Origin of the sequence: Undibacterium sp. YM2, assembly GCF_009937975.1 — a bacterium.
Taxonomy (GTDB): domain Bacteria; phylum Pseudomonadota; class Gammaproteobacteria; order Burkholderiales; family Burkholderiaceae_D; genus Undibacterium.
In genome coordinates, this window is the sequence record NZ_AP018441.1 from 5,234,930 (window position 1) to 5,247,828 (window position 12,899).

Genomic DNA, 12,899 nt, shown 5'->3' on the forward strand with positions numbered 1-12,899 from the left:
CGAATGAGGAAATGTATACATAGAATTTGCCAGATGTCTTTGAGGTGATTGTGATGCCTCACATGCAAAGACGCAGCAATTTTATTGTATCTGTGAATGCTGACTACAGTTACAAACAAGCCCGGCACTTTGCAGTGCCGGGCTTGTTTGTTTTCATCATTTCGTGGCAGGGAACTAATCCCCTGCCTTACTGCGAACCTGCTTACGCGATGAAATCGCCAGCGACGATGGAACCTGCGCCAACGAGTTTAACGATAAAGTCAGTTGCATCAACTGCACCTACAGTGCCACCGATGTTTTGGAAGGCATAAGTACCAGCTGCTGTACCTGCTGCTACAGTGATGATGTAAGCCTGGGTATTCGCTGCCAGAGACGCGCCAGCGGCAGTTGCTGCAGTAGCGATCGCTGCTGCCAGAGTTGCTGTATCAGCTGTAGCGATGTTCAGTGCGTTCAATGTTGTTGCTGCTGTGCCTGTTTTGAACACGTCTGCACCAGCAATCTTGAAGTTCGCCACTGTATCGATAGCGGAGATAACAGAACCAGTAGCAATCGTGTCAGCGCCAGTTGCAGTGGTGGACAGGTTGATGGTATCAGCACCCGAACCACCTGTGATAGTGGTTGCACCTGTACCAGTGCCCAGGATATTCAGTGTCTGACCACCTGTACCCAGGATGACGTTGTTGATGGCAGTAGATGCAGACTTGGTGAAGTTCAAAGTCACGCCAGCACCATTTTCATTAGTCACGGTCCATGCCGCATTAGTACCACCAGTGACATTCACGGTTTCAACATCGGTTACCTTTGCAGACATATCCAGCGCAGCAGTCACAGCACCTACGTTCAGGATGTCACCAGCGCCAACACCGCCGTTAATACCATTGGCAGCAACAGTTGCCGTGATGATGGCATCACCCACTGTGAATGTATCGACACCAGTACCACCAGTGACAGAGATCAAACCAGCCGCGCCAGTGAAGGTATTTGTACCATTCGCAAGTACATAATTTTCTACAGTCGCGTTACCAGCGATAGTACCTGCTGTAGAGAATGTGAAGGCATTTGTACCTGTCGCCGTGATACTAGTGAAAGCACTGTATTGAGCTGCAGACAAAGTAATACCAGCATTGCTGGCAACCACCAGGCTTTCGAAGCCAGAGATATTCGCACCAGCAATATTGGATGACGCGACCAGACTCAGGATATCGGATGTACCTGCACCTGCAGTGAAAGTGCCACTGTAAGTCTTGCCTTCCATGGTCAGGGTATTGTTACCTGCACCCAGATTGACATTACCCGCCAGCATGGAGCTGCCGGAGTTCGCCAGATAGACGCGGTCATTGCCTGTGCCGCCATTGACAGTGGTAACACCTGCAGTAGCAACGTTGAAGTACACGTCTGTCGATGTATTGTCTGTTGCCAAGGTTTTGATGTTGGTAATAGTATTGCCGCCACCGATAACGATACTGCCGCCACCAGTGAAGGTAATGATGTCTGTATCACCGGCATTACCGTTGACAGTCGTACCAACCAGCGCTGCCGCATTACCTGTGAAATTATCGTTCACGTTTGCAGTGCTGTTAAACACGCCGCCTGCAGTCAGGGCAATCGGCGTCAGGGCTGTACCACCACCATTGACTGGATTAGTGCCTATGACGCCAGCAGTCGCAGATGCACCACCAGAAACAATAATCGCATTGGAAGTAGTCGTGTTATTGACATTACCACCGGTCGCATTCGAAGACGACGTCACGTCATACACCAGCGTACCACCAGTGATGGAGATATACGACAAGTCGATGTTATTGGCACCCGCCACATCATCCACGATCGTCAGTTGATGCGGACCAACGCCAGAGAAGGTCAATACCGGACCAGACAGGTTCAATGCGGCACGCGCAGCGATTAATGCCGCATATTGACTTGCAGTGATCACAACAGCAGAGTTCGCTGTGATGTTTTCAATACCAGACAATTGTGCACCAGCCAGGTTGATCGCACCGTAAGTCACCAGCGTATCGTTACCTGCACCCAGGTTGATGGTGTCTGTCACAACACGTGCCACTGCATTTGCTGTGGATTGTGCGTTCAGGGAAACACCGTTTTCTGTACCCAGGTAAGTACCAGCAACATAGTTACCCAACAAGACAACGCGGTCTGCACCAGCGCCGAGTTGCAGGAAGTTGGCGCCGCGGGCCAGTGTCACGTCCAGTGCAGATTGTGCTGTCAATGCGCCTGCATCGATGGAAACACCAACAGTGGCGTTAGCAACGTTGACGTTGTCGATTGCACGGATAGTCAGACGTTCTACGTGGGTTGTGGTGTTAGCAGCTTGGTAGCTGTCAACCAGTGCATCAACGATAGTATCGTTCAACTGGATTTGGGACACTTGGGTGACTGCTGTGTCGTTTGTCAGTTCGATGTTACCAACGTTGGAGATGCCGTTGAAGTCACCGATCGCTGCGTTTGTTGCATTGCGCAGTTCGATCACGTCGTCGTTCTTCTGGCTGTTGTTGGTGCTGTTGTTGTCAACTGCACCGCCGTTGATGGCGTGGGAGCCATTGAAGTTGGCATCTGTGAAGATGATACGGTCGGCTGTGCGGGAAGCACCTTCTTCGCCGTTGTAGCTGAAGCGGCTTGTGGCGCTCAGTGTACGTGCGTCGATGACGACTGCGCTTTCAACGGCTGTACCAGCTGTGTCTGCGGCGTTCGCTGCATCATTGGCTGTGTCGTTGTCGTTGACGATAGCCAGAACACCTGCGTTGTTGTTGGCAGCGATCAGGGCATCTGTCAATGTCAGACGGTAGTTACCTGCACCGTCAACACCGGCGTTGTTGGAAGTACCAACCAGACGGATAGTTTCGAAACCGGAAACGTTAGTCCATTCAGACGCGCCCAGAGCGATGGTGTCGCCCAGTGCTGCACCTGTCAGGTCGCCGTCGATGACCAGTGTATCTGTACCAGCGCCACCTACGACTGTGTCGGAGATCGTCAGGCCAGCACGTGTGTCCTGGATGTTATCGAAAGTGACTGTGTCGTTACCAGCACCCATCTTGATGTTTTGCGCGCCGTTGGCTGCACCGCTGGTGGAAACGCGAACGATAACGCTGGCTGTTTCTGCGGATGCATCGATGTTAGCGGCGATCAGTTTGATCTGACCTGCTGTTTTGGACAACTCTTGTACGCCAGCGATGTTGGCTGCTGCGCCGCCTGTTGTGTCGATACGGTACAAACCGCCGTTACCAGCAACTGTGGTGTCGAGGTTCAGGAAGGTTGTTGTGGAACCAGCACCTGCTGTTGTACCAATCGTGATGGTGCCTGTGTGGGCAGCAACGTTGGCCAGGGCAACTGTGTTGGATTCTGTATCAGCATCGACCAGAGTGATGTTTTCTACAGCGTTGGTGTTCAATACGAAGTTGAAACGTGGGTCAACGTTCAAACCTTCAGCGATAGTGACAGCAACTGTATCGGATGCACCAGTAGCAGTCGCCAGATTGGCGTTGATGGTGGATTGGCCGATGGCGTTGGAGCCTGTGTCGCTATGACGGATGGTGATGGCTGCAGCTTGACCAACACTCAGGTTGTTGAGTGTGAACACGTCTGTACCAGCGACTGGTGCGGAGTTCGCAGGAGCTGCTACGTTGGTGTTGGAGACGTTGCGGACCAATACGCCTGTCACATCTGGCAGTTTGGCGAAGTCAACTGTGGAAGCGGCGTTGTTCAACAGAACTTGAACTGCTTCTACTTTGGTGATGATGGAGGAACCAGCTGCACCGGCTGTGACGTTGCCGCCGTTGACGATAACCAGGGTATCTGTACCGTCGCCGCCTGTGATGCTGTCGCCTGTTTCTACTGTGTCTGCCAGGTAGAATGTGTCGTTACCAGAACCACCAGTGATGGTGACGTTTTGAACGGAACCGGAGGTGTCAGCTTTACCTGTGGTGAAGATGCCATTGCCGAGGTTGAGTGTCAGGTTGCCTTTGAATGCGGATGCATCAATGGCGGACAGACGGCCTGCTGCTTGCAGGATACCACCGGAGAAGTTGGTGGATTCAATGGTTGTTACACCATTGACAACATTGGATGTCTGGGCCAGTGTGAGGTCTTTGTCGCCAGTGATGATGACTTTGCCTGCTGTACCTGTGTCCATTGGCAGATTCAGTGTGCCGATGTTGTTGGTGTTGCCTGTGCTGTTGATGGTCAGTGTTTCGTAACCTTGGTTGGCAACGCCTGCGGCGGATGTGCCGGAAACGTTTTGACCAATGTTGACTGTACCAACTTGAACGTCGGACAGGTTCAATGTACCTGTGTTAGCGCCGAGCAGTGTGCCATTGCCGAAGGAGAATTCAACCACGCCTGTGTTGTTGGCGTTGGTGCTGGTCAAATTCATTGTTTCTACAGCTTGCTTGATGTTTTCAATACGGGCTGTGTTGGTACCTGCTGTGGAGGCGATACGGTTGATGCCAACTGTTTTCAAGCCAGTGCCGTCTTGCAGGTCAACTGCAACAACAGCGTTGTTGTTGACGTTGTTGCCATCAGCGGAACCTGTGAAGGTGAATGTGGCTGTCTGGATGTTTTTGAGCGTTGGTGTGACGATCGCTGCGCCGTTGTCATTGGAGTTACCCAGTGTGGCGGTCAGTTTGTTGTTGGCTGTAGCGGATGTGTTGGAGCCTGTCAGGACGTCTTCGTCTTGCAGGGCATTCACACGGGAACCACCGTTTGGTGTGTAGACGAGGCCAGCTGTGAAGTTTTCAGCTGTGGCGATGTCTGTGTTGCTTGTCAGTGTGAAGTCTTTGACGCCGCCGCCATTGACGATGGATGTCAACACTGCATCTTGAACTGCGATTTGGGATGCTTGTGTGGCGGAATCCAACACTTTGCTCAACCAGTCCTTGGCCAGGGCTGTGTTGGCTGGCAGGGAGTAGGCAACGATTTCTTCGTTGGTGTCGATGGCTGTTGTGAAGGATGTCGCTGCAGCAACTTTGGAGTCAACAGCAACTTTGTCTGCACCGGTAGCACCACCGAGGATGGCCAGAGCGGCTTGACCCAGGGTAACTTTGCCGTTCAGCAGTTGGCCTGTCCAGTAGTTGAGACCGGCTACGTCAGCTTTGTGGCCGAACAGGTTGTTGTATATGGTGTTGACGGTGTCTTCTGTTGTTTTACCAGCATACACTGTTGCGTATTCTGCTTGTTTGGAGAAGCTGTCGGCGATTTGACCCAGTGTGAAACTTTGGGCCATCCAGTAGGCCAGACCATTTGGGTCTGCTGGGCGGTTGAAATATGCGATGTAAAGCTTTTGGATATCAGCAGCTGTATTGGCCATTGCGAGTTGTCCTGTGTAATTGTTATTAATACAAAATGAAATAATTGAGAAACTACTTTTCAGTGCATTTTTTTAGCGATGAAAGATTAGCACGGCAAGACTCTTTTACCTGTGACGTAAATCACAATTCCCACTGTTTTACAGAGAACAATCCCATAAAATGAAAGCAGCCCTGAAATCAGGGCTGCTTTTCAAATCAAACATCAAACCAGAGGTCAAATTTCAAGCAAATGCCATAATGCAATTTATTAAAAGTCAGGCATTAGCCATATATTAGTGAATGATTTTTGCCAGGAAATCACGAGCACGGTCTGAGCGAGCATTGTTGAAGAATTCGTCTTTTGAACAATCTTCAACGATCACGCCCCTGTCCATGAAGACTATGCGGTTTGCCACTTTCTTGGCAAAGCCCATTTCATGCGTAACCACCATCATGGTCATGCCTTCTTGCGCCAGGCCTACCATGACATCTAGTACTTCATTGATCATTTCAGGATCAAGCGCAGAAGTTGGTTCATCGAACAGCATGGCGATCGGGTCCATGGACAAGGCGCGGGCAATCGCCACACGCTGTTGCTGACCACCGGACAACTGACCAGGGAATTTGTCTTTATGGGCAATCAGGCCGACGCGGTCGAGGTATTTGAGGCCACGCTCAGTCGCTTCCTCTTCTGAACGTCCGAGCACTTTGACCTGGCCTATAGTCAGGTTCTGACGGATAGACAGATGCGGGAACAACTCAAAGTTCTGGAACACCATGCCTATGCGTGCACGCAATTTGGACAGATTGGTTTTGGGATCGCCAACAGAAACACCCTCTACCGTGATCTCACCTTTCTGGAAAGGCTCGAGGCCATTGACGGTCTTGATCAGGGTGGATTTACCAGAACCGGACGGGCCGCAAACAACCACAACTTCACCCTTGGACACTTCGGTCGTGCAGTCAGTCAACACCTGGAACTGACCATACCATTTACTGACATTATTCAATTTAATCATTTCAAATCTCCACAATATTCTTAACGTATGATCGCCACTTTTGCTTGCAACTTCTTCACGAGTGAAGACAAGCCAAAGCACATGACGAAATAGACAACCGCTGCGAAGGAATACATTTCCACCAGACGGCCATCACGCTGCGCCACTTTGGCTGCAGAGCCAAAAAAGTCAGGAATGGACAAGATCGATACCAGTGACACGTCCTGGAACAAAACGATGGTTTGCGTAAACAAGATGGGAATCATATTGCGGAATGCCTGAGGCAAGACAATATTACCCATGGTTTGCCAGTAGTTCATGCCCATGGCATAACCGGCCCAGATCTGGCCACGCGGTATGGACTGTATACCCGAGCGCATGATCTCGCAGTAATAAGCTGCCTCAAACATGACAAAGGTGATCAGACAAGAAGAAAAAGCACCCACGGCCACAGGCTCATTTGCACCAATTATCCAGGCACCAATATAGGGCACCAGGAAATAAAACCAGAACAGCACCAATACCAGAGGTATAGAGCGCATCAGGTTGACATAACCGGAGGCAAACAGATTGATCAGCTTGTTGCTGGACAAGCGCATCATCGCCAATAAAGTGCCGATGATGATACCGCCTGTCATTGCCAGGAAGGTCAGCTTCAGTGTAAACACCATGCCAGTCTGGAACAGATACATCCAGGAGCGCTGAATGACATCAAAATCAAAATTACCCATGTTTAGTGCCCTCCACTATTGGCTGAACCAGAAGTAATGAAACCTGGTACGCGCAGTTTCTTTTCCAACAAATTCGACATCAGGATCGCAACCACAGACACGATCAGATAGATGATGGTGGCAGCACTGAAAGCCTCAAAAGTCTTAAAAGACATCTCTTGCATGGAGCGTGTACTTGCCATCAGTTCTATCAAACCTATGGACAAAGCCACCGAACTGTTTTTGATGATCGCCGCCACTTCATTGATCAGTGAAGGGATGATGATGCGAAATGCCATGGGCAACAGCACATAGCGGTATGTTTGCGGCAGTGTCAGGCCCAGTGCCGTTCCCGCCATTTTCTGACCACGTGGCAGAGCATTGATACCCGTTGATACCTGTACCGCCACCCTGGCTGAAGTAAAAAACCCCAGGCTCAGTACTGCCGTGACGAAAGGTGCATTCGGCAATTGTTTAAGTGCCGTGCCCCATGCTTCAGGCAAGACTTCAGGGAAGACAAAGTACCAGAGAAACATTTGCACGATCAGTGGAATGTTCCTGAATAATTCCACATAGGCATTTGCCAGCCTGACTACCCATTTGTTGGGCGCTGTGCGCAATGTTCCTATCACCAGACCCAATGCCAAAGCTATCACCCAGCCCAGACCCGCTGTCGCCAGCGTCCATTTCAGGCCAGAGATCAGAGACTCAAGATAGGTCCCCATTCCATCGGGCGCGGTGTCCCAAAAGATATTCCAATTCCAGTTGTAATTCATATTCTCCTCCTGTACAGCGCTTTGTGTCCGCTTTGACAAGATCAGTTATTGCTTGTCTTGTAAAAGAAAACGGGAGGTGCATCCCCCCGTTTTATCGGACTACCTTGCCTTGCTAAGTATTATTTTTTCTTTTTGTTCAAGACGGCTTTTTGAGCCTCAGGAACAACAGCATAAGCAGAAGGTTCACCTGAATCAGTAGGCTTGGCGGCCACTGCCTTGAGCTGGTCAGACATAGGCCAGTTCAAAGCGATACCTTTAGGCGGAATAGGTTGCATGAACCATTTGTGGTACATGCGGTTAACATCACCAGAAGTCAGTACATTGCCTATCGCTGTATCAACTACTTTCTTGAATGGAGCATCGTCTTTACGCAGCATGATGCCATAAGGCTCAACCGACAGTGCTTCCTTGCTGATTTCATAGTCAGCTGGATTTTTTGAGTTGGATACTTGTGACGCCAGCAGGATATCATCCATGACCCATGCGACTGCACGGCCAGTTTCTACCATCAGGAAAGCTTCTGCATGGTCCTTGGCTGGCAAAATATTGATGCCCAGGTTCTGGTCAGCATTCAGCTGTGTCAGCTGTTTCAGGTTGGAAGTACCGGAAGTCGATACCACGGCCTTGCCTTTGAGGTCAGCCAGAGTTTTGATGCCGGAAGATTTTTTTGACAGAATACGGTTGGCCGTCACAAAAGTGGTCGGTGCAAACGCCACCTGTTTTTGACGTTCCACGTTATTGGTTGTAGAACCACATTCCAGATCGATCGTGCCATTGGCCATCAAAGGAATACGGGTAGCAGAAGTCACCGGATTCATTTTGACGTTCAGGGAAGACAAACCCAGTTGCTTTTGCACTGCAGTCACAATTTTCATGCACAGGTCAATGGAATAACCCTGATAAGACTGCTTATCATCCAGGTAGGAAAAAGGGTTGGAGGAATCACGCACGCCCAGGGTGATGATGCCTGTATCCTTGATTTTTTTCAGCGTACCAGTTTCCTGCGCCTGTGCTGCACCAGCGACCAGGCCAGCACCAACCAAAGCTACCAACAATTTCGAAAATTTCATACTGTCTCCAAAAAGTTAAATCAAAAAATCGTGGCTTTGAGTTTAACAAAAACCCTCAGCAAATTACCGTTTTTTTCAGCCGGTTTAATACGTATTACTACTTATATGTTGCTAAAAAATTAGACAGCCGTTACTGCTAACAGATCAGATAAATTCCACCACCGTAATATTCCTCCTGCCTGCTGGCAAACACGGAACCAGCCTGTTAATCCGCAACCTTGTCCGTAGGGAAGCGGATATTGTCGCGCAACAGAAAATTCATGGGCATGTTCAGGTTTGCCCCTTTTGGGGGCACAGGCTTACGGAACCACTTGTCATACAATTTGGTGACTTCGCCATCACTCATCAGGCGCGCCATTTCACGGTCCAGCAGATTCTTGAATGCAGGATCATCCTTGCGCAGCATGATGGCATACGGCTCAGTGGACAGCGAATCACCTACCACAACGAACTTGCTGGGGTCTTTGGCATTGGCGCGCTGCCCGTACAGGAGCACATCATCGACGGTAAAGGCATCTGCCGCACCACTCTCTACCATGCCGAAGGACTCATTGTGATCAGCGCCTTCCAGCAATTTCAAATCCAGGCCCCTGACCTTGTCACGGTCATTGAGCAGCTTGACGGTCGTCGTCCCCTTGGAGGTCACGACTTTTTTGCCCTTGAGGTCAGTCCAGTTTTTGATGCCGGAATCGGTCCGGACTATCATTTTTGCGGTAGCAAAGAAATGGGGGATAGTGAAGGCGACCTGCTTACGGCGCTCTGCATTATTGGTGGTTGAACCGCATTCCAGATCAGCCTTGCCCTCAACAATGGCAGGAATACGTGTGCTGCCCGTCACCAGAACATAATTCACGTTGAGTTGAGGCAGCTTGAGTTCTTTTTTGATCGCATCGACCAGCTTCAGGCAGATGTCCATGGAATAGCCAATGGGCTTCTTGTCATCACCAAGATAAGAAAATGGAAAAGACGCTTCACGGTGCGCGATGGTCATCGTGTGCGTCTCTTTGATGCGTGCAAGGGTATCCGCGGCTAATGAAAGCGAGGAGCACAGGACTAGCGCACAGGGCAAGCCAGCCTTTACTATCCATTTCGAAACTTTCATATGATCCCCTTTGAACTTAATTCAGGATGGTAATGATAAAGCCTAACAAAATTCAACAGAAAAATTCACATTTAACAAAATATTATTCGGGTTTTTTGACAATTCACTCTTGCAAAGATTTCAAAAACAAGTATGCAATTATTGTTCCATACTCTTGCATCACCTTAGCCGGATTAAACTAAGCCTTGATGACACTGATATATTCAACTGCAGCACCCGCGTTAAGCTTCTTTACAACGCCCTGACTCAGCAAACGGACTCTTTCAACGAAATGAAGCGAAATGAAATGAAATAAATGCGCATGCGACGCAAATATGGCTTTTCTTTAGCCAAGTCCACATCGCATCACGCCTCGTCCGCATGATTGATCACCTATCAGCATAGGTGATCAATAGCTTTTTACAATTCCAGATTAAGGATACAAGCCGCGAACTTCACGTGCCTGCAACACTCTGGAGCAACCGATAATAAATGCTGCTGTACGCAAGGAGACGTTTTTATCTTCTGTCACCTGCCATACAGAATTAAAAGCTTCCTTCATGATGCGAGTCAGACGCTGGTTGATTTCATCTTCAGACCAGAAATAGCTGGAGAAGTCCTGTACCCATTCAAAATAAGACACGGTTACACCGCCGGCATTGGCGATCACGTCTGGCACCACCAATACACCTTTGTCGCGCAAAATATCATCTGCTTCTGGTGTGGTCGGCCCATTCGCGCCTTCGAGGATGATTTTGGCGCGGATCTGGTCAGCGTTTTTCAGGGTGATCTGTTGTTCCAATGCTGCCGGGATCATGATATCGCAGTTAACGGACCAGAACTCATCATTTGGCAAAACAGCTTCTATGCCTTCAAAACCGGCAACACTGCCTTTGGCTGCCACGTGATCCAGCAGTTTGTTGACATCAAAACCATTCGAATGGAAGATCGTGCCACCATGATCTTGCACAGCAACGATCTTGGCACCCGCTTCTGCGAACAGACGGGCAGCAATACCGCCTACATTACCAAAACCCTGCACGGCAATTTTTGCACCGGCAATGCTCAGGCCGCGCTTGGCTGCAGCTTCGCTACCGACCACGAATACACCACGGCCAGTCGCTTCACGACGGCCCAGGCTACCACCGAGGGAGATAGGCTTGCCTGTGACGACGCCAGTGGCAGTACGGCCTTCATTCATGGAATAGGTATCCATCATCCATGCCATGGTTTGCTCATTGGTGTTCACGTCTGGTGCCGGAATGTCTTTGTCCGGGCCAATGATGATGCCGATTTCAGAGGTGTAACGACGTGTCATGCGCATCAGTTCGCCGCGTGACAAGGTTTTTGGATCAACGCGGATACCGCCTTTTGCACCACCGTAAGGCACGTTCACTGCCGAGTTCTTGATTGTCATCCAGGCAGACAAAGCCATCACTTCTGACAGCGTCACATCCTGATGGAAACGCACACCACCCTTGCCTGGGCCACGGGAAGTATTGTGCTGTACACGGTAACCTTCGAAATGGGCGATGCTGCCGTCATCACGCTCGATAGGTACATCGACGATGAGGATACGCTTGGGACGCTTCAGGGTTTCTACCCAGCGTGACAGATGGCCAAGGTAAGGAGTAACACGATCAATTTGCTCAAGGTAAACTGACCAAGGACCGGTCTCAGTCGGGGTAAGATAAGACGGTATCTGGTGCTGGCTGGACATTATATGACCTCTTGAATTTGGTTTAGACTGACTTGCAAATCTTGCATTTCCAGACAGGTCTTTCACCCGCGCTGAAAGCAGACGCATAGTAGTCTTTTCGCTTTGAGATCAGCCAATGCTTTGTTTGCATGTATCTATGCATGAAATGCATAACCATGTAGTGGCCTTATGATATGTTCGGCCTGATGCCCTGGCCCGCTACCTCACTCCTCTCTTGATGTTTTCAATTTAGCAAATCCGTGCAGAATCCGCGCAGAATCTGCACAGAAGATCAACTACTGCGACGGCTCTTTCCTTGCCGGTTTTTACCCTGACTCCCCTCGGTCTGCAATTGTTCCAGATATTCCCACAAACGCGAAACGATGGCCTTGCCAGGTCTTTGTATGGATGGTCGTTCACGGTACAGGCGGATTTCCATATTCACTTCCCAGGCACCACTGCCATCATCGGCGCGGGCCAGCTGCTTTTGCTTGACTTCGCGAGTCACCGCAGACTCTGGTAGAAATGCCACACCACGGCCTTCGAGCGCCATCATTTTCAGGCCCTCTGCCATATCGGTTTCATAGCATTTTTCCAGATGCAAAGGCTGGCGGGTGTCATTCAAAATCAGATCTACCATGCGCCCCAGATAGGCATTGTTAGCATAGGCCAAAAAGGGCAATGGTGTTTTTTCTGTCCCTGGCAAACGCAATTCGGGCACGCCATGTTTGTCGCAACGCGTGTAGGCTCGCACGGTCTCTGTACCCATGCTGATCATGTCGTACTGACTGCTGTCAAGCAAGAGTGGCTGACGCGGATGATGATAGCAAAGCATGAGATCACAACCACCTTCCACCAGGGTCATGACGGCATCATGCACATTCAGTGCCAGCAAGCGGCTGTTGATTTCACCAAAGGCCTGATCCAGGCCTGTCAGCCAGCGCGGCACGTAGGTCAGCGACAAGGTATGCGGGACAGCAAAATCCACCGTGGTTTGCGTAGTGGTGCGTTTGCCGCGCAACAGCGCGCGGGCATTATTGATTTGCCCCAGCATGGCGATGGCCTGCTCATAAAAAACTTCACCCGCATGCGTCAAACGCGTTGGGTAGGAAGTGCGGTCTATCAGATCGCTGCCCAGCCAGGCTTCCAGCGATTGTATGCGGCGTGAAAAAGCCGGTTGCGTCACATGGCGCAATTCTGCAGAACGGCTAAAGCTGTTGGTCTCTGCCAGGGATACGAAATCTTCCAGCCACTTGGTTTCCATT

General features: G+C 50.1%; 8 protein-coding genes. All 8 read right to left on the minus strand.

The features are described from left to right. Window positions 1-202: 202 nt before the first annotated feature. Complete coding sequence (locus UNDYM_RS23990; protein WP_162043368.1) at window positions 203-5,320, minus strand: DUF4214 domain-containing protein; 5,118 nt, start codon at window positions 5,318-5,320, stop codon at window positions 203-205. A 273-nt stretch (window positions 5,321-5,593) separates the two neighbouring features. Next, window positions 5,594-6,319: an amino acid ABC transporter ATP-binding protein gene (locus UNDYM_RS23995; RefSeq protein ID WP_162043369.1), complete on the minus strand. Its 726-nt coding sequence runs from the start codon at window positions 6,317-6,319 to the stop codon at window positions 5,594-5,596. Window positions 6,320-6,339: 20 nt separating this feature from the next. Then, complete coding sequence (locus tag UNDYM_RS24000; RefSeq protein WP_162043370.1) at window positions 6,340-7,029, minus strand: amino acid ABC transporter permease; 690 nt, start codon at window positions 7,027-7,029, stop codon at window positions 6,340-6,342. A gap of 2 nt (window positions 7,030-7,031) precedes the next feature. Beyond that, entirely contained in the window at window positions 7,032-7,784 is a 753-nt protein-coding gene (locus tag UNDYM_RS24005) for an amino acid ABC transporter permease (RefSeq protein WP_162043371.1), read from the minus strand. Window positions 7,785-7,903: 119 nt separating this feature from the next. After that, the gene (locus UNDYM_RS24010) at window positions 7,904-8,854 is read right to left on the minus strand and encodes a transporter substrate-binding domain-containing protein (RefSeq protein ID WP_162043372.1); all 951 of its coding nucleotides are present in this window, start codon (window positions 8,852-8,854) and stop codon (window positions 7,904-7,906) included. Between the two features lie 205 nt (window positions 8,855-9,059). Then, a complete protein-coding gene (locus UNDYM_RS24015) occupies window positions 9,060-9,956 on the minus strand; it encodes an amino acid ABC transporter substrate-binding protein (protein ID WP_162043373.1) in 897 nt (298 codons plus the stop codon). 412 nt (window positions 9,957-10,368) lie between these two features. After that, window positions 10,369-11,655, minus strand: a complete 1,287-nt coding sequence (locus tag UNDYM_RS24020) for a Glu/Leu/Phe/Val dehydrogenase (protein WP_162043374.1) — start codon at window positions 11,653-11,655, stop codon at window positions 10,369-10,371. Between the two features lie 271 nt (window positions 11,656-11,926). Next, complete coding sequence (locus UNDYM_RS24025; protein ID WP_162043375.1) at window positions 11,927-12,898, minus strand: LysR family transcriptional regulator; 972 nt, start codon at window positions 12,896-12,898, stop codon at window positions 11,927-11,929. Window position 12,899 lies beyond the last annotated feature (1 nt).